The sequence below is a fragment of the Kribbella sp. NPDC050459 genome (assembly GCF_040655315.1).
Lineage (GTDB): Bacteria > Actinomycetota > Actinomycetes > Propionibacteriales > Kribbellaceae > Kribbella.
The window spans coordinates 427,851-445,844 of record NZ_JBFAJQ010000002.1 but is presented as its reverse complement, the minus strand read 5'-3'; the positions used below and the strand labels follow the sequence as shown (position 1 = coordinate 445,844).

17 protein-coding genes are annotated in these 17,994 nt (G+C 70.1%); 6 read left to right on the top strand and 11 right to left on the bottom strand.

The genetic code is table 11. The features are described 5' to 3' along the window. Positions 1 to 86: 86 nt before the first annotated feature. The 3 genes from AB0I12_RS07975 to AB0I12_RS07965 are packed head-to-tail and all read right to left on the bottom strand — an operon-like array spanning position 87 to position 2,368. On the bottom strand, positions 87 to 974 hold the full coding sequence (locus tag AB0I12_RS07975) for an aminoglycoside phosphotransferase family protein (RefSeq protein ID WP_359927740.1): 888 nt from the start codon (positions 972 to 974) through the stop codon (positions 87 to 89). Positions 975 to 1,018: 44 nt separating this feature from the next. After that, positions 1,019 to 1,684, bottom strand: a complete 666-nt coding sequence (locus tag AB0I12_RS07970) for a hypothetical protein (protein WP_359926213.1) — start codon at positions 1,682 to 1,684, stop codon at positions 1,019 to 1,021. A gap of 33 nt (positions 1,685 to 1,717) precedes the next feature. Next, positions 1,718 to 2,368 (bottom strand): LysE family translocator, encoded by a 651-nt coding sequence (locus AB0I12_RS07965; protein ID WP_359926211.1) that lies wholly within the window; start codon positions 2,366 to 2,368, stop codon positions 1,718 to 1,720. A gap of 145 nt (positions 2,369 to 2,513) precedes the next feature. Between AB0I12_RS07965 and AB0I12_RS07960 the strand changes: the two genes are divergently transcribed. Continuing rightward, positions 2,514 to 2,690 carry a DUF5302 domain-containing protein gene (locus AB0I12_RS07960; protein WP_359926208.1) on the top strand — a complete coding sequence of 59 codons (177 nt, stop codon included), beginning with the start codon at positions 2,514 to 2,516 and terminating at the stop codon, positions 2,688 to 2,690. 64 nt (positions 2,691 to 2,754) lie between these two features. On the opposite strand, the gene AB0I12_RS07955 is transcribed toward AB0I12_RS07960, so the two are convergent. Genes AB0I12_RS07955 through AB0I12_RS07945 form a run of 3 tightly spaced genes read right to left on the bottom strand, consistent with a single transcriptional unit; the run spans position 2,755 to position 4,575 of the window. Next, a complete protein-coding gene (locus AB0I12_RS07955; RefSeq protein WP_359926206.1) occupies positions 2,755 to 3,171 on the bottom strand; it encodes an SRPBCC domain-containing protein in 417 nt (138 codons plus the stop codon). Further along, positions 3,161 to 3,478 carry a metalloregulator ArsR/SmtB family transcription factor gene (locus tag AB0I12_RS07950; protein WP_359926203.1) on the bottom strand — a complete coding sequence of 106 codons (318 nt, stop codon included), beginning with the start codon at positions 3,476 to 3,478 and terminating at the stop codon, positions 3,161 to 3,163. The genes AB0I12_RS07955 and AB0I12_RS07950 overlap by 11 nt, the downstream gene beginning before the upstream one ends. A 32-nt stretch (positions 3,479 to 3,510) precedes the next feature. Next, positions 3,511 to 4,575 carry a class I SAM-dependent methyltransferase gene (locus AB0I12_RS07945; RefSeq protein ID WP_359926201.1) on the bottom strand — a complete coding sequence of 355 codons (1,065 nt, stop codon included), beginning with the start codon at positions 4,573 to 4,575 and terminating at the stop codon, positions 3,511 to 3,513. A gap of 93 nt (positions 4,576 to 4,668) precedes the next feature. Here AB0I12_RS07945 and AB0I12_RS07940 point away from each other — a divergent pair, with 93 nt between their 5' ends. The 4 genes from AB0I12_RS07940 to AB0I12_RS07925 all read left to right on the top strand — a co-directional run bounded on the left by AB0I12_RS07940 (position 4,669) and on the right by AB0I12_RS07925 (position 10,588). Beyond that, positions 4,669 to 7,359 carry an AAA family ATPase gene (locus AB0I12_RS07940; protein WP_359926198.1) on the top strand — a complete coding sequence of 897 codons (2,691 nt, stop codon included), beginning with the start codon at positions 4,669 to 4,671 and terminating at the stop codon, positions 7,357 to 7,359. 9 nt (positions 7,360 to 7,368) lie between these two features. Then, on the top strand, positions 7,369 to 8,550 hold the full coding sequence (locus AB0I12_RS07935; RefSeq protein WP_359926196.1) for a cytochrome P450: 1,182 nt from the start codon (positions 7,369 to 7,371) through the stop codon (positions 8,548 to 8,550). Between the two features lie 97 nt (positions 8,551 to 8,647). Further along, entirely contained in the window at positions 8,648 to 9,277 is a 630-nt protein-coding gene (locus AB0I12_RS07930; protein WP_359926194.1) for a DedA family protein, read from the top strand. Between the two features lie 75 nt (positions 9,278 to 9,352). Further along, a complete protein-coding gene (locus AB0I12_RS07925) occupies positions 9,353 to 10,588 on the top strand; it encodes a hypothetical protein (RefSeq protein WP_359926191.1) in 1,236 nt (411 codons plus the stop codon). On the opposite strand, the gene AB0I12_RS07920 is transcribed toward AB0I12_RS07925, so the two are convergent. Continuing rightward, positions 10,583 to 11,407, bottom strand: coding sequence for an acyltransferase domain-containing protein (locus tag AB0I12_RS07920; protein ID WP_359926189.1), 825 nt, complete (start codon positions 11,405 to 11,407; stop codon positions 10,583 to 10,585). The genes AB0I12_RS07925 and AB0I12_RS07920 overlap by 6 nt on opposite strands. Before the next feature lie 548 nt (positions 11,408 to 11,955). Between AB0I12_RS07920 and AB0I12_RS07915 the strand changes: the two genes are divergently transcribed. After that, complete coding sequence (locus AB0I12_RS07915; protein WP_359926186.1) at positions 11,956 to 13,779, top strand: DUF222 domain-containing protein; 1,824 nt, start codon at positions 11,956 to 11,958, stop codon at positions 13,777 to 13,779. 1,099 nt (positions 13,780 to 14,878) lie between these two features. Here AB0I12_RS07915 and AB0I12_RS07910 read toward each other — a convergent pair. From AB0I12_RS07910 to AB0I12_RS07895, 4 genes are all read right to left on the bottom strand, one after another. Then, on the bottom strand, positions 14,879 to 15,949 hold the full coding sequence (locus AB0I12_RS07910) for a hypothetical protein (RefSeq protein WP_359926183.1): 1,071 nt from the start codon (positions 15,947 to 15,949) through the stop codon (positions 14,879 to 14,881). A 76-nt stretch (positions 15,950 to 16,025) separates the two neighbouring features. Further along, entirely contained in the window at positions 16,026 to 16,313 is a 288-nt protein-coding gene (locus tag AB0I12_RS07905) for a 4a-hydroxytetrahydrobiopterin dehydratase (RefSeq protein WP_359926180.1), read from the bottom strand. A 9-nt stretch (positions 16,314 to 16,322) separates the two neighbouring features. Further along, the gene (locus AB0I12_RS07900) at positions 16,323 to 16,445 is read right to left on the bottom strand and encodes a hypothetical protein (RefSeq protein WP_359926177.1); all 123 of its coding nucleotides are present in this window, start codon (positions 16,443 to 16,445) and stop codon (positions 16,323 to 16,325) included. Between the two features lie 134 nt (positions 16,446 to 16,579). Continuing rightward, on the bottom strand, positions 16,580 to 17,974 hold the full coding sequence (locus AB0I12_RS07895) for an MFS transporter (protein WP_359926175.1): 1,395 nt from the start codon (positions 17,972 to 17,974) through the stop codon (positions 16,580 to 16,582). Positions 17,975 to 17,994 lie beyond the last annotated feature (20 nt).

Here is a 17,994-nt window from a genome sequence, read left to right as displayed (position 1 = left end):
CCTCGATTCGGGGGTGAGCCGGCGTCGGCTCAGGCGTGCGGGCGGATATACGTACAGGCGTACGTCCTGTCGAGAGTGCTCTAGCGTTAGGCAGCGTCGAGCAAGGCGGTCAGGGTGTGGTGGGCGGTGCGGGACATGACGGGGTTGGTGTCGACGTAGTACCAGAGGCAGCCGATGGCTTGGGCGAACGACCAGCCCATGCCACGGCGCCACTCGTCCTCGTCGCTGCCGAGTGCTGTGCGGAACGCCGCGCGGGCGGTGGGATCGAAGAGGTTCCACGCGGGCTGCAGATCCATCGCCGGATCCGAGACCGTGAACATGCCGACGTCGATGACTCCGGCCAGCCGGCCGTTCTCGGCGAGCAGGTTGCCGGGCATCAGGTCGCGGTGCGTCCAGGCGTCCGGTTCGGTGCGCGACGTCGTCCGCAGGTCGGCCCACAACTTGGTGAGCGCGTCCACGTCGATCATCCCGCGACTGCGCTCCAGGCAGTCCGCGACCCATTCGTCCTGTGACGTCAGCAGCCCGCCGCGCCACGGGCCCGTGAACACCCGCCCCTCGGTCGGCTGCGCCCGCAACGCGAGCACGAACCGCGCGAGATCCTCGGCGAAGGCGGACGACCCGGCGACGTCGGCGTCGTACGCGATCGTGCCGTCGACCCAGGTCTGCACGGCCCAGGGCAGCGGGTACCCGGCGGTGGGTTCGCCGATCGCGACCGGCTCCGGCGTCGGGTACGGCGACATCGCGTGCAGTCGCCGCGCGGCCTCGGCCTCGCCCTCGAGTTCTCGCCGGACGTCTGCCGCGTCACCGGGCTGGATCGGCAACCGCGCCGCCAGGCCGTCGCCGATCCGGAACACCGCGTTGACCGTCCCATGCGAAGGAACGGCGCGCACCGCGAGGCCGCTCCAGTCCGGGAACTGCTCCTTGACGAGCCCTTCGACCAGCTCGACCGTCACATCCAGTTGTCCCTCGTGCATCACGCCCAGAAGTATCCGGGAGCCCCCCGAGCCCCGCACACGATTTAGACCAGGACTGCAGGGGCGACCCTGGCCGAGCCGATGCCCCGGTCCGGTTTGCCGAGCCGGAACCGGACCTTCCCCTTCAGCACGGTCCCGGACTCGGCCTGCCCGTCGACGAGTTGCTCGCCGGGGAACAGCGTGAACGTCCACCGCTCGTTGTGCTCCCAGTCCGGCGGTGTCGCGCCGCACTGCAGCACCCGCGCGCCCCAGAGCTGACGGGTCATCCACTGCCGCGTGTCCTGGCCGTCCACGACGAAGTCGTCCGACGCGATCACGTCGTTGTAGCTGCCCAGCGACGGTCCGTACGAACCGATCACGCTCACGACCAGCTGCCAAGTCCCGCCATCTGGCAGCGCGACGCCTGCGGGCAGGCGCTTGTCGAACACGTCAGGCGCGGTCAGTTCGCGCGGCAGCGGCCGCCGGGTGTCGAGCCTCGACCGGTCCGGGACGAGCAGTACGCCGTACTCGACCTCGTCGGCGAAGCGCGCCGCGGCGAAGTGCTCGCTTAGCGCCCGCGTCGCGTCCTCGGCGCGTTGCCAGGAGAACGTGTCGAGCAGGTACTCGCGGGTGATCACGGGCAGGCCGCGGTCGCGCACGAGGGCGGCGACCGGCGGCGCGTTCCAGGCCGCGACGAGGTGGTCGAGTGACGAGGCAACGAAATCGTTCATCCCGGGCCACGCTAATGAGCGGCCCGGACACTTTCAGTGCGTCGGCAGCGGGCGGGCGCGGTCGGTGGCCAGCCGGACCGCGAAGACCGCGAGAGCGGTCCCGGTCAGGTAGCGGTGGACGCGCATCCAGGTCGGACGGCGGGACAGGAAGACGGCGACCGATCCGGCGGTGATCACGAAGACGGCGTTCATCACCACGCCGACGGTGAGCTGGCCGAGGCCGAGGATGAGGCTCTGCAGGCCGAGATGCCCGCGGGACGGGTCGAGGAACTGGGGCAGCAGCGAGATGTAGAGGATCGCGATCTTCGGGTTCAGCAGGCAGGTGAGCAGGCCCATACCGAACAGCTTGCGCGGGCGGTCCGGCTCGAGCTCCTGGGTCGCGAACACCGACGTACCGCCGGGGCGGAAGGCCTGCCAGGCGAGCCACAGCAGGTACGCCGCGCCGGCCAGCTTCAGTGCCACGTAGATCTCGGGAACCAGCGCGAAGAGCGTGGCGAGGCCGGCGCTTGCCGCCAGCAAGTACGTGAGGAAGCCGAGCCCGACACCGGCCAGCGAGATCAGCCCGGCGCGGCGGCCCTGCGCGATCGAGCGCGAGATCAGGTAGATCATGTTCGGTCCGGGCACGATCACCAGGCCCAACTCGACCAGGGCGATCCCGAGCAGTGCCTCACTACTGACCAGCATTCCGTGTCCCTCCCTCGGCGTCCTCCGAACCTAACAGCGCCGCCCGGGCCGCCCCGGTGGGTTTCCGCGAACTGGTATTCCACTCGCACCCACGCTCACCCTCGGTTAGCGTGGGTGCGTACGCCTACGGTTTGAAGGAGACGGTATGAGCGACAAGTCCAGCGAGCCGGCGGACGATCTGCAGAAGAAGTTTCGCGAAGCGCTCGAGAAGAAGAACGCCGGGAACCACTCGCACCCCGGCAGCGGGGTCCGGGGCTCGGGCGTCGGCGAAGCGCACAACGACAAGCAGAAGCGCCAGTTCCGGCGCAAGTCCGGCAGCTGAGTAACCGCCAAACTGTCCATCCATCCGCATGAGCCCCGGGTTGCCGCCCGGGGCTCGACCTTTGTCAGACCCGGACGCCGAGGACCGCGGCCAGGCGCTCGATCTCCGGGTCCCAGCCCATCCGGTGGTTCGCGGCGTCCTCGGCCGTCGCGAAACCGGTGTGGCTGAGCAGCATCCGGGTGCCGTCGGCGACCTCAGTGAGCTCGACCTCGACCCGGGTCGGCTCGTCGTCGGTGCCGTCCCATTTCCAGCTGAAGACCAGCCGGCGCGGCGGATCCACCTCGAGGTACGTGCCCCGCACCACGTGCGGGCCCATCTCCACGACGTACGAGCCGCCGGCCCGGACGTCGGCGTCGACCTTCAGCTCGAGCTTCGGGTTCGGGCAGTACCACCGGGCCAGCAGATCGGGCCGCGTCCAGGCGTCGTACACCTTGCCGATCGTTGCCGGGAGCACTCTTTCGATCCGGATCTCAGTGTCCATCGCCATCCCCTCGCAGAAGCTCTTCCAGCCGGTCAACGGTGCTGTTCCAGTACGTCGTGAGGTCGCCGAGCCACTGCTCGACCTCCGCGAACGCCTCCGGCCGCAGCGAGCACACCACGGTCCGGCCGACCCGCCGCCGGCTCACCAGGCCGGCGTCGACCAGCACCCCCACGTGCTTGGTCATCGCCGGGGCGGTGAGCCGGTGCGGCTCGGCGAGCTCGCCCATCGTGGCGTCGCCGCGGCTCAGCCGGCCGACGACGGCCAGCCGGGTCGGGTCCGCGAGAGCTCCGAAGGTTCTGCTCAGCACCGCATTACTTCACCAACTGGTGAACTGTTCTGTCAAGGGCGGACCTCGAAGACCAGGTTGAACGGCGTCTGCGCGACGGTGCGGAACCGGCTGAACCCGGCCGCTTTGGTGACGTCCTGGATCCGGGCCTGGCCGGCCTGCGTACCGAGTGCCAGACCCACCGGCTGCGACAGCGAGGCCGGCGTGCACAGCAGCGTGGAGAAGCCGTAGTACGCCCGGCCGACCGGGTTGAGGTTGTCCTCGACGCGGTCGCCGGCCATCGGCTCGACCAGCATCCAGGTGCCGTCCGGTGCGAGCACCTCACGAACGTGCCGGGCCGCGCCGACCGGGTCGCCCATGTCGTGCAGGGCGTCGAACGTGGTCACCAGGTCGAACCCCGATCCGCTGAACCGGTCCGCGGCCGCGACCTCGAACGACGCGCGGTCGGCGACGCCGGCCTCGGCTGCGCGCTGCTTGGCCGTCTCGATCGACTCCTGGTGGTAGTCCGAGCCGACGAACGTGGACCGCGGGAACGCCTCGGCCATCAGGATCGTGGATGCGCCGTGCCCGCAGCCGATGTCGGCCACCTTCGCGCCGCGCTGCAGCTTGTCCACCACGCCGTCGAGCGCGGGCAGCCAACTGGGCAGCAGGTTCGCGTTGTACGACGGCCGGAAGAACCGCTCGCACCCGACGTGTACGTCGGAGGTGTGCTCGTGCCAGCCTACGCCGGCACCGCTGCGAGCCGCCTCGATCGTCTCCGTGGTGTGCTGCACGGTGCCGAGCGCGATCTGGAAGAAGCCGGGCAGGTACGCCGGGCTCGTTGGATCGGTCAGCGCCACGGTCTGCTCCGGCGGCAACGTGAAGCGCCCGGTACTGGCGTCGTACTCAACCAACCCGCCGGCCGCCTGGGCGTTCAACCACTCCCGCGTGTAGTGCTCATCGGTGCTGGTCCGCTCGGCGAGCTCGGCCGGCGTGGCCGCGCCGTGGTCGGCCAGTGCCTGGTAGTAGCCGAGCCGGTCGCCCATCACGACCAGGGCCGCGTTCAGCGTCGCCCCCACCTCGTCGACGGCCTTGTAGACCAGCCCCATCAACTTGTCGACGTCGATTGCAACAGTCATGCTCTTTCTCCCCCTAGCTGTTCGGTACCGCGAACCTAGGGAGCGCAGCCGGACCATCGCATCAGGTGGGGGACCTGGTGCACACTGCGAGACATGCTCATCGGGCGGGACGCGGAGCGCCGGGTGATCGAGCAACTGGTCGCGGGGGCGCGGGTCGGAGCCGCAGGCGTACTGCTCGTCACCGGCGAGCCCGGCATCGGCAAGACCGCCCTGCTGAACGAAACTGCCGCTCTGGCCCACGGGCTGCGGATCCTGCGCGCCCGCGGCACCGAGGCCGAACGCGAGGTGCCGTTCGCCGCCCTGCTCCAGCTCCTGCGTCCGGCACTGGGCGGCCTCGACCGCATCCCGGGACCGCAGCGGTCGGCCCTCGCCTCGGCGCTCGCGCTCGGACCTGACGCGGCGAGCCCTGCGGACCGATTCGCTGTCGGAGCCGCGACGCTCAGCCTGATCTGCCGGTACGCCGAGAGCGCGCCGCTCGCACTGCTCATCGACGACGCGCATCTGCTGGACCGTCCGTCGGCAGAGGCCCTGTTGTTCGCAGCGCGTCGTCTTGTGGCCGACCCGATCGTCCTGCTGATCGCGGCTCGTCTGGGCGAGCCGCACCCGTTCGAGGCTGATCTGCCACGGCTGCACCTGCAGGGGATCGGGCTGGATGCCGCGCGGCAGGTCGTGCAGCATCTGCCGGGCGATCTGATCGAGCAGCTGCATCAGACCGTGGCAGGCAACCCGCTGGCGTTGCTCGAGCTCGCTGACGACCCGGACCGCTTGCAGCGGATACCGCCCGGGGTGCCGTTCCCGGTACCGACGATGCTCGCCGAAGCCTTTGCCAGCAGGGCGAACCGGCTGAGCGCGGCTGCCCGTACGGCGCTGCTCGTCGCGGCACTGGACGACTGCGAACTCGCAGCGGTGTCCCGCGGTTGCGCCGAGCTCGGCGTGGACGTGGCAGCACTGGAGGAGGCCGAGGCTGCCGGTCTGGTCGCCATTCGTGACGGTGAGGTCCAGTGGCGGCATCCGCTGGTCCGCTCCGCGATCTACACGAGCGCCGACCCGGCAGAACGTCGTACGGCGCACCGCGCGGTGGCTGTGGCCACACCGGACCCGGACCGACGGGCCTGGCACCTGTCCGAGACGGTCCTCGGCGCTGACGACGAAGTGGCGGCCGGACTCGACGTCGCGGCCGAGCACGCGGCGGCTCGTGGTGCACACGCGGTCGCTGCGACGGCGTACGAGCGTGCTGGACGGCTGAGCCAGAGGCCACCCGACCGGGCGATCAGACTGGTCGCGGCCGGTGAAGCGGCCTGGTCGGCGGGGCTCGCGGAGCGGGCCGAGACGTTGCTGGGTGACGCACTGACCCTCCGGCCGCCGTCACCGGTGCGGATTCGCGCGCAGGAGGTTCGGGGCGACATCGAGGTGAAGTGCGGATCGCCGCGCCGCGCCCGCGACATCCTGGTTGCGGCCGCTGCGGAGTCCACCGACCCTGCCGTTGCGACCGTACTGCTCGCCGATGCGGTCGGTGCCTGTTTCCGGTTGTGTGACGCGACCGCCGCGCTGGAGGTGGCCTATCGCCTCGACAGTCTGCTGCCGGCCGTCGATCGGCCCGGTCCGCGCATCATCGGCCTGCTGGCGAGCGGCGTCGCCAAGGTGCTGGCCGGGAACGGTGGCACCGACCAGATCCGCGCGGCGATCGCGCTGGCGCCGTCCGACGAGCTGGACCGGGACCGCCGTCGCCAGGTGTGGATGGTGCTGGCCGCGCTGTTCCTGCGGGAGACAGGGACCGGTCGCGCGCTCTTGCAGCACGCGATGCTCGAGCGGCGTGAGCAGGTCGCCCTGGGGACGTTGCCCGGCCTGCTGTTCGTGCTGGCGCGCGACGACGCGACTACGGATCGCTGGGCCGATGCCGAGGCGTCGTACGACGAGGGGATCCGGCTGTCGCGGGAGACCGGTCAAACGACTGAACTGGCGATGAACCTGGCCGGACTGGCGTGGCTGATGTCGCACCAGGGTCGAGTCGAGTGCCAGGAGCTCGCCGAGGAATGTCTACGGATCTGTGCGGCACAAGAGATCCATCTCGGCACCGTGTGGTCGCTGTTCGCGCTGGGGGACCTTGAGTTGGGCCGTGGTGATCCGGCCGCGGCGCTACCGCAGTACGAGCGTCTGGTCGACGTACTGGCCGAGTACGAGCTGAAGGACCCGGACCTGTCGCCTGCACCGGAGCTGGTTGAGGTGTACCTGCGGTTGGGGCGAGCGGAAGACGCACAGCGAGCGGTGCTCGAGCACTCCGCGCTGGCTGAAGCCAAAGGCCAGCCATGGTCGTTGGCTCGGGCGGCCAGGGCTCGGGGCGTGGTTGGAGACAGCGAGGCCGACTTCGTGCTGGCGCTCGGGTGGCACGAGGAGACACTGGACGCCTTCGAGCTGGCCAGGACCCGGCTGGCGTACGGCGCGTGGCTGCGGCGGGTACGGCGACGCGTGGACGCCCGCACCCAGCTGCGACTCGCTGTGGAGGATTTCGACGCACTCGGTGCGCTGAGGTGGGCCGATCAGGCTGCGGCCGAGCTCAGGGCGACGGGGGAGACCGCGCGGCGTCGTGTGCCGAGCACAGCCGGCGAGTTGACGCCGCAGGAGCGCCAGATCGCCGTACTGCTCGTGGACGGGAACAGCATCCGGGAGGCGGCGGCCCGATTGTTCCTGAGCCCGAAGACCGTCGAGTACCACCTGCGCAAGGTCTACGCGAAGCTCGGCATCCACTCCCGCACCGAACTGACCGAGCACCTCGGCCGACCGTAGGCTGGCCGCATGCGGCAGCCGTTCACGGAAACCAGCGGAATCGCCCGGCACTGGGGCTTCGAGGACCTGGCGGCCACGGGACCCGTGCAGCGCATGATGCTGTTCACCGGCGTACCGGTCCAGCTCGTCACCGGGTACGCCGAGACACGCGAGCTGCTCGCGCATCCGGACGTGGTGCGCTCGCCGATGGACGGCCCGCACCGCGACACCGTCATGGATGACCTGATCGCGCGCACCGAGCAGCACATGCTGGGCGCCAACCCGCCCGACCACACCCGGCTGCGCAAACTCGTCACCGCCGCCTTCACCCGCCGCCGGATCGAGGCCCTCGAGCCACGGATCCGCGAGATCGCGTCCGGTCTGCTCGACGAGATGGCCGCGGCGAGTGAGCCGGTCGACCTGGTGAACGCGTACAGCTACCCGCTGCCGATCACCGTGATCTGCGAGCTGATCGGCATCCCCGCGGTCCGGCGCGACGACTTCCGCCGCTGGTCGTCGGTGTTCGTGAACGCGGCCGTGTACACCGCGGAGGAGTACGTCGACGCGGTCACGTCGATGCTCGGATTCGTCCACGAGCTGATCGTCCAGAAGCAGCAGGCGCCGACCGGCGACCTGCTGTCCGGCCTGATCGCGGTCCGCGACGGCGGCGACAAGCTCAGCGAGGACGAGCTGACCTCGATGGTGTTCCTGCTGCTCGCCGCCGGCCACGAGACGACGGTCAGCCTGATCACGAACGGAGTCCACGCCCTGCTCCGGCACCCCGACCAGCTCGAGCTGCTCAGGGCCGAGCCGGAGCGGCTGCCCGCGGCCGTCGAGGAACTGCTGCGGTACGACGGCCCGCTGCAGGCCGCGATTCCGTACATCGCCAGCGCCCCGATCGACATCGCCGGGACCCGGATCGAGGCCGGCGAAGTGATCGTGTTCGCGCTCCTCCCGGCCAACCGCGACGTCCGCAAGGTGGAGCGGCCGGACGAGCTGGACATCACCCGGGCGGACACCGCACACCTCGCGTTCGGGCACGGCATCCACCATTGCCTCGGCGCCCCGCTCGCTCGTTTGGAGGGCCGGATCGCGCTCGGCATGCTGTTCGAGCGGTTCCCGCGGCTGCGGCTCGCCGTCCCCGCGCAGGATCCGCCGCGACACCCGAGTCTGCTGATGAACGCGATCAGCGAACTCCCCGTGCTGCTCTGACCGCAGTGGGTGGCACAGCCTGAACATCGGATGAAGCGCAGCTGAATCACACCGATGGGATTGCGGCACTTTTGCCGATGGATGGCACACTGCCGGGGTGACAGAGTTCATGGAGGTCGCCCGGCACCTGCTCGGGATCGCTATGGCCTCGCATTGGCTGCTGCTCATCCTGTTCGCCGCTGCGGCGATCGACGCGGTGTTCCCGGTGGTCCCCAGCGAAGGCATGGTGATCACGGCCGGCATGGCCGCGGCCGCCGGTCACCAGAACCTGCTGCTCGTGATCACGGTCGCGATGGTCGGGTCCGTGATCGGCGAATCGGTCTGCTACTTCCTCGGCCGCGGTTCCGGCCCGGCGCTGCACCGGTGGATGAAACGCCAGGAGCGCCGCCAGCAGCTCTACGAGAAGGTCTCGGCCGCGCTCCACTCGCGCGGCGGCCTGATCCTGATGACGGTGCGCTACATCCCCGGCGCCCGGATGGTCGCGACGCTGACGGCGGGCGCGACGCGGTACTCGTTCAAGAAGTTCATCGTCTTCACGTTCGCGGGCGTGACCGTTGCGTACACGTACGTCGCTCTGCTCGGGTATCTCGGCGGTGACGCGTTCGCGCACGACCAGCTGAAGGGGCTCGTGTTCAGCCTGAGCCTCGCCGCGGTGATCGGTCTGGTCGTCGAGACCTCGCGCCGGATCGCGGTCCGGCGCCGCGCTGCGAAGATCACGGCCGCCTAACGATCCCGGCCCCGGTTTCCCCGCGGCCGCGTGTCCCGATCCAACCTTTGAAGGCTGCCATGCGTCAGTAGACCCGTGGTGAGGCCTGGGGCGAACCTCGCGGCCGCTGCGGTGGTCGTCGCGGCGGTCCTGGCCGGATGTGCCGACGTACCGCTGGAAGGCGCTCCCACTCCCGGAGCGCCGAGCTCCGCGAAGCCCACTGGCAAGCCGACGTCGAAGCCGACGGGCAAGCCGACCTCCAGGCCGACGCCCAAGCCTGAGCCCAGCACGCCGCCCTCATCGCCGAAGCCGTCGACGCCGGCGGCCACAGCGTCGACGCCGCCTCCGGCCGGGAACCTGCTCGCCGCCGCGCCGGTGACGCGTTCCTTCCCGGACCGGCTGCCGGACGGCAAGCCGCCGCTGTTCATCGTCGTCTCGTTCGACGGCGCGGGCGACCTGATGCTCTGGTCGCGCTGGCGCGCCGTCGCGAAGCAGGTCGACGCGCGGATGACGTTCTTCCTGTCCGGCCCGTATCTGTACCCGGGCGACCGGCGGAGCGACTACACGCCGCCGTACAAGAAGCCGGGCGCCTCGGACATCGGCTGGGGCGACACGGCCGGCATCCTCGGGCGGACCAAGGTGCTGCGCGAGGCGATCGCCGAGGGCCACGAGATCGGCACCCACGCGAACGGGCACTTCTGCGGCACCAACGGCATCGGCCGCTGGACCACCGCGCAGTGGACCGCCGAACTGAGCGCGTTCGACCGGATGGTGCGGACCGGGCCGTCACTGGCAGCCGGCAAGACCATCGCGCCGCCGTTCGACCCGGCCACGGTGAAGGGCATGCGGACCCCGTGCCTGGAGGGTGACCGGCCCGCGTACCGGCTCGCGATGGCGCAGCGCGGCATGCTGTACGACGCATCCGCGCCCGGGTACATCGCCTGGCCGAAGAAGGCGAACGGGCTGTGGAACTTCCCGCTGCAGTCCGTGACACTGGCCGGCACCAGCAAGAAGACCCTGACGATGGACTACAACCTGTGGTTCGCGCAGACGCAGGCCCGCAAGGCCCCGCTCGCCCAGGCACCGGCGTTGAAGGCCCAGGTGCTCGCGACGTACCGGCAGGCGCTGGCGAAGTCACGCGCGAGCGGCAACCCGCCCCTGTTCCTCGGCAACCACTTCAACCGCTGGAACAACAGCGTCTACTCCGACGCGCTGACCACCTTCGTCATGGAGACGTGCAGACAACCCGACGTACGGTGCGTGTCGAACATGGAGCTGGCGAGCTGGCTCACGAAGTACGGCGTACCCCGCGGCCCCCGTCTGCCGTCATAGGCGGAGGTAGCCGTAGCCGCTTTGCCAGGTGCCGCCGCTCTTGATGCGTTCGACGACGAGGCGCTGTAGGCGGGTGTCCTGGGGGAGGTCGTCCAGGTGGTCGGTGCCGTGGGTGCGGAAGGTGAAGAAGATCGCGCTGTCCTGGCTGTCGTTCGGGGTGCCGTACGGCGTGAAGCGGCGGCCGAACTTCACCGTGTTCGAGTCCTGCGGGAGATGGTCCAGCAGGTACGGGTCGATCAGCCAGGACCACAGGTTCGCGGTCCGCACCGGGTACTCCGGGAAGTAGCGCGGGAAGAACTCGCGCGCCTGCTGGAGGCTGTCGTCGACGAGCTCGGGCGTGAGTGGGCCGGTCTCGGGGATGTGCACGCCGATGATCCACTCGCCGGGCTCGGTGCCCGGGACCGGCTTGTCGGCGGGGACCTGGTGCAGCAGGTACTGCAGCCGGCCGAGCGCGTAGATCTGACCGGTCCAGTGGATCGTCATCCACCAGTGCGTCTCCAGGCCGTAGTCGCCGTGAGTCCGCCGGTTCACCTTGATCTGCTGCCCGAGGTCGGCGAGCGTCGCCCAGCTGATGTCGTCCGGGATGCCGCGCTCGGCGTGGTACCGGCGGATGTCCGGGACGGTCTCGAGGAACGCCTGGATCGAGTTCCGCGGGTCCTCCGGCATCCGGAACTCCGGCTCGCTGCCGAGCTTCCCGATCGCCCCCCGGATCTGGTCCGCGAGTTCCTTCACCGCCACCTGATCCGGCGAGAACGCCTCAGCCGCCTCCCGATCCACGTCGGCGAACCCAAGCAGCCGATACACCTCAGCATTCGTCACTCGTCAACGGTAACCGATCCAGCCGAGCCAGAGACTTACCACCTGAGCCTCGGACGACCTGCGCTCAGGTGGGGAGGAAGGGAAGAGGACAAAGGGGTGAGGGGAGGGTGGGGAGGTGCCGGGGGAAGGCAGGGAAGAAAGACACAAGACAATGGCAGTGAGGATTGGGGAGTAGGGAGGGTTGGGAGGGTTGGGTCTGCAGGCGCCGCCTTCGGCTGTCGGCAGAGGTTGCTGTTCGGGGCCGTCGGGCAGCTGCCGTCGGGCAGCTGCCACAGGAACAGCGAATCTCCTGTAGCGCCGGCCTCGTTGGTGACTGCTGCGAGCAGCGGGTGGTCGGGCGCGCGCGTCCGTTCGATGGCGTCCGTGCGAGCTCCGACCAGAATTGGGCGCAGGTGTGGAACTGGGTCGATCTGTGGATCGTGCTTTCGACCGAGCGGGTGCTCCTGCACGCGGCGGAGGGTGTTTGCTGGTGTGGGCCCCCGAATTGCCCACAAAATAAGGGGATTCCGGCTCGGAAACTGTCGGTGGCGCCGTCTAGAGTCAGTGCTATGGAACTTCTAGGCGAGCGGCCGGTGTGGTCGATGAGTGGCGGCGAACTGCTGTCCACCCTCGACACGCTCGAGGCCGAGCTCGCCCGCCTGGAGGCGTACCGGCTGAGCGTGGTCGCCGCGATCGAGTCCACCGGGTACGCCGCTGAGCTCGGCGCCCGCGACACCGCCGAACTCCTGCGCTTCCGGTACCGCCTGGACCCACCGGCCGCCCGCCGCACCCTCCGCCTCGCCCAGACCGCCCCGCACTACCCGGCCGTGTCGGCCGCCCTCGACCGCACTGCCTCCTCCGCAACCACCGACGCACCCGACGAGAGCGGGTCCGACGACAGCGGATCCGGGGACGGTGGTGGTGACGGCTGGCTGCTGCGGCCGGCGCAGGCGGCCGCGATCGTGTCCCCGCTCGAGCGGGTCCGGTCGCGCGTGCCGGTGGAGCACTTGGACGCGGCCGCGGAGCAGCTGGTCGGGCTGGCCGGTCACCTGTCGCCCGGCGAGCTGCGCACCGCGGCCAAGGAGATCGCCGACCTGCTGGACTCCGACGGCCCCGAGCCCGAGGAGCTGAAGGCGTATGAACGGGAGTCCCTGACGCTGTCGGCTGCGGACAACGGCGTGAAGTTCAAGGGCTTCTTGGCCAACGAGAACGCCGAACTCCTGCGTGCGGTCGTGCATGCCGGGGCCCGCCCGCACAAGACCATCGACGGCGAACACGACCCGCGCCCCCGCGACAAGCGCCAGGCCGACGCCTTGTCCACCGCGCTGGCCATCGCCGCCTCCGCATGGGACACCGCGGGACCCACCGCGCCCACCGGACCTGCAGAGACGCCCACGGCCGCCGCGGGCAGTGCTGGGAGCGTGGGCAAGGATCGTCGGGTGGCCGGGTATGGCGCGAAGGCGAACATCACGGTCACGATCGACCTGGACGACCTGAAGGCCGCGACCGCGGACGCGATCGGGCGTACCGTCTACAGCGGCGGCCTGTCAGCGGCCACGATCCGGCGGCTGGCGTGCGACGCGAACATCATCCCGCTGGTGCTGGGCTCGAACTCCGAACCGCTCGACGTCGGCCGCCTCGAACGCCTGGTCACCAAGGCGATGCGCCGCGCCCTGGAGGCCCGCGACCGCGGCTGCGTGGTCTGCGGAGCGCCGCCGGTCATGTGCGACGCCCATCACCTGGTCTCCTGGATCGACGGCGGCGACACCAAAGTCTCGAACCTGGCTCTGCTGTGCCGCCGCCACCACACCGACGTCCACCGCGGCCACTGGCATATCCGCATCACCAGCGGCGTCGTCCACGTCACCCGCCCGAGCTGGGCCACGGCCCCACCGGCCGCCGCCGCCGCACGACGATCGGGACCGCCGGACGCCCAGCCACTCAGTACGGCACCACGGGACGCCCAGCCACGCGGGACGGCGGGGCCGGGTGGTGTGCCGGGTGGTACGGCGGGGCCGGGCGCCGAGCCACGTCGTACGGCGCCACCGGACACTCAGCCACGCCGTACGGCGTCGCGGGACGCTCAGCCGGGCGGGTCGGGTGGGCTGGGTGGTGTGCCGGGTGGTACGGCGGGCCCGGGTGCTGAGCCGCGTCGTACGGTGTCGCCGGAGGCTCAGCCGGGCGGGTCGGGTGGGCTGGGTGGTGTGCCGGGTGGTACGGCGGGGCCGGGTGGTGAGCCAGGTCGTACGGTATCGGCGGACGTCGAGCCTGGATGTGGGGCACTGCGGGTCGTCCATCCAGCTGCTGGCGGGGACCCCGGCGTGGACCGGTCGCGGTGGCGGGCGGATGAGGCCGCTCTGCAGCAGGCGGCGGCGTTCGCGGCGACCGATTGAGGCCGGACAGGACGACGGCCTTCTACCCTCGGGCACGCGGGCAGGAGGCTGTTGTGCTGCGGCGCGTCAGGATGCTGATGGTCTGGGTGGCGGGTAGTCCGAGCATGCCGCGGGTGCCGCCTGATAGGTGCCGACCGGCGGCATGCCGCGGCCCTGGAAGTGCCAGGTGGCTTGTGCTTGGGGTAGGAGGCTGTTGTGCTGCGGCGCGTCAGGCTGCTGATGATCTGGGTGGCGGATGGTCCGAGCAGGCCGGGGGGTGCCGCGTGGTAGGTGGCGATCGGCGGCATGGTGGGGGCCAGGAAGTGCCAGGTGGCTTGTGGTCGGGGTAGGAGGCTGTTGTGCTGCGGCGCGTCAGGCTGCTGATGATCTGGGTGGCGCGTGGTCCGAGCGGGCCGGGGGTGCGGCCTGGTAGGTGGCGATCGGCGGCATGCTGGGGCGAGGAAGTGCCAGAGGGCTTGTGCTTGGGGCAGGAGGTCTGGGGATCATGACCTGGCCGATGGTTACCTCGCCGACGAATCGCGGTCGATCCGACTCGCCCGGGCCATGTCGTCCAGGTCCCACCTCAGCCTGCGTACGCACGACGAGTTTGTTCAGGGACGCCCGCGCAAGTCTCGCCGCTCGTCCACCCCGAGCCCGAGTACTGGCTACCGGGAACCCTCTGACGCAAACCCGCTACCGCTGTCTACCTTCCCCAAGCAAGCCGTACGACCCATGCTGGAGATGAATCGACGGCGCCTGCGAAAGCCCGCAACCCGCGCGCCCACCGCCGATGACTGGCCGACGCTGTGCATGCCCTTCGCTCCGTTGTCGGCACGAGCCGGCGCGCCGGTTGTGCCTGCTGTCCGCGCAGTTTCCCTCGGCACCAAGGACCCGCCGACGGCTACCCCCGGTCGCACCAAGTGCACGATCGAGCGGTACATCCGCCCCGACACGGTTGGTTGGCTGATGCCGTACAGGTCCGCGAGCATCGTCTGGCTGACGTTCGGCTGTACCGGCACGATCTGCCGGTACAGCCCGAACCGGATGGTCGTCCAAGCACTGCCACCGGCAGGCCGAGCCCAGCCAGGCACCGGCCCTCGTCTCTCACTCTCTGTTCTTTTCAGCGTTCTTCGGCCAGGCCCAGGTAGAGGATGGAGGGGTTGGTGGGGTTGAAGGCCAGGGACGGGATGCCGTCGTGGGGGTTGTGTTGTTTGGTGAGGGTGCCGGTGGAGGGGATGAAGCGGTAGAGGTCGGCGCCGAAGTTCATGAACGACGTGCCGTAGCTGAAGTAGAGCAGGTCGGGATCGACCGGTGAGGCCCACATGCGGTTGCCGTTGATGAGGTCGGCGCGGGTCTGGTCCAGCACCTCGCGGAACTTCTGCCCGCCGTCGGCCGACTCCCAGATGAACCGGGTCGACCGGTCCTGGTCGTAGCCCTCCATCCAGACCTTCGACGGGTCGGCCGGCGAGATCGCCAGGCTGAACGCGTTGACCCGTTCCACCGGCCGCGACCGCGTCCAGGTCCGGCCGCCGTCGAACGTCACGTACACCCCGTCCGACATCACCCCGATCACCACGTGGTCCGGGTCCCGCGGATCCACCACGGCGTCGTACAGGAACAGATCGGCAGCCGCCGGTACGCCGACACGCTGCCACGTCACCCCGTCGTCCGAGGAGTCGTACAGCTGCCCGTCACCGGCCACAGCGCGCAAACGCCCGGGCCGTGCGTCCAGCGCGGCCAGCCCGCCACCGACAACCGGACCGAGAACGGTGGTCACCTTGGAGCCATGCACGCGATGGATCGGCTGGTCGTTGACGCTGTAGACGTACGCCGAGTCGCCCGGCCCCGGCTGGACGTCGTACGTGCTCAGGTCGTCCGGCACCTTGTCGAGCAACTGCCAGCTGCAGCCGGCGTCGCTGGAGCGCTGGATCGTCTGCTTGCCGATGCTGACGAGCGTGTTGACTTCCTGCAGCGCCGCGACCTTCGCGTAGGTCACCGGCAGCAGCTTGTTGGTCGTATCGGCGAGCACTCGGCCGTCGGTCTCGGTGAACGTCACCGAGCCGTCGCCGTACACCTTGCCGCAGTGCGGCCGGTTCCACGACGGGGTTGGTGTCGCCGCACCAGCTGGTACGGGAAGGGCGCCGAGCAGGGCGACGGCCGCGGCCGCGAGGACAAAGGGGCGTGAGGTCATGCCCTTATGTTTAAGGGCAGGACCTCACTGCAACCCAGCGCTTGTCGTGGCCGACAAGCGCCATGACGGGAAGAGGTCAGCCGGCGGCGGTGTCGATGTGCCGGGCCAGGACCAGGTCGTCGTCGGTGATACCGCCGGCGTCGTGGCTGCTGACCCGGAAGGTGATCGTGGTGTAGCGGATGTCGATGTCAGGGTGGTGGTTCATCGACTCCGCGAGCTGCGCGACGGTGGCGACCAGCCGGATGCCGTCCAGGAACGTGTCGCTCTTGACGCTCCGGACCAGTTCGTTGTCGACGACCTTCCAGTGCGGCAGGTGGTCGCGCAACGCGAGGTCGATCTGGTCGTCGGTCAAGAGGTCAGCCATGCGCTCACTCTAGACCCCGATGGTGGTGAGCGTCGCGATGACGTCGGTGCGCCAGGAACGATAGCGACCGGGGTCCTCGGCGACCACGGCGTCCGCGGTGAGCAGTTTCGGCGGCGCGCGCCTCGAGGACAAGATGGCCGGACCAGTCCGAGACCGGGAGGCTGGGCGTACAGGTTGACAGCCGACGAGGTGGTCGCGCCCGGTGTGTTGGACGGGCCAACGGTGAACTTCAGGCTGGAGCAGGCCGACCACCGAGGTAATTGCCGTCAGCAACAAGCCGGTCGACGGGCCCGCGGTGCCGCCAGGAAGCCCAGCAGTGCGAGCGCGGCGCCGGTGGTGACGATCACGCCGAAGACCCACGGCCGCGGGTCGTCGGCGTTGAACGCGAGCAGGGTGCCGCTGATCGCGAGACCGGTGGCGATGCTCATCGTCGCCGCCATCTGGCCGGCGCTGCTGTTGCGCCCGGAGTTGCCCTGGTCGGACAGGTCGAGGGTGAGGACCGACAGACTCGACGAGCTCAGTCCCATGCCGATGCCCGCGAATCCCCAGCCGATCAGCCCGATCCAGGTCGTCGCGTCCGTCCACGCGAGCAGAGACGTCACGAGCAGGCCCAAGGTCATGAACGCCAGCCCGGTCCGCAGGACGGTGACCCGGTCGATCCCGTGCTCACGGCCCTGGAGCCACGACCCGAATGCCCAGCAGACGCCGGTGATCGACAGCGTCACCCCGGCCCGCGTCGGGCTGAAGTCGTGCTGCAGCGTGAGCAGCAGCGGAAGATAAGCGCCGACGCCGGCGAATGCGGCACCGCCGAGTCCGCGGACGGCGACCACCGCGGGAAAGCCCCGGCGCGCGGTGAACGTGCCGGCGGGCATCACGCGGACGGCAGCACGTCCCAGCACTGCCAGCGCCACGACGATCGCCGTACCGCCGAGGAGCGGATGCGCTTCCAGGTGGTCACCGGCCAGCGTCATCGAGAACAGCGCGACGGAGGCGGCGAGAGCCCAGGGGAGCGCGGCCCGCCACGCCTCGAGCTCGGCCGCGTCCTCGGCCGTCCGCTCCGGTGCCGGGGTGCCGGCCGACTGCCGCATCGCCGGGCGGAGCAGCAGCCAGCTCGGCACCAGCAGGACGAGTGCGCCGAGGAACACCCAGCGCCAGCCGAACTGCTCCGTGACCACGCCGGTCAGCACCGGCCCGAGCACCGACGGCAGGATCCACATCGCCGCGAACAGCGAGAACATCCGCGGCCGCAGTACGGCGGGGAGCGCGCGGGCGACGAGCACCATCAACGACACGTCGAGCAGCCCCTCGGCGAGGCCGCTGAGCAGCCGTCCCGCGATCACCATCGGCATCGCGGTCGCCGTGCCGACCAGCAGTTGCGCGAGGGTGAACGAGATCGCGCCCGCGCGCAGCGTCGGGATCGGGCCGCGGCGGTCCGACCAGAGGCCGGCGATCGCGAGCGAGATCAGGTAGCTCGCGTTCGGCGCGGCGTTCGCGAGGCCGAAGCTGCCGAGCGCGCCGAACTCGCGCACCATCGTGGGCAGTGCCGTGCCGACCGCGCGGTTCTCGAACGCGCCGAGCGTGACCAGACCGATCACGCCGAGCACCAGGGGCAGGTGCTGTCCGGTGAACAGTCGGGGGCGGGCCTGATCGATGATCGTCATGCACGCCATCGTCAAAGGTG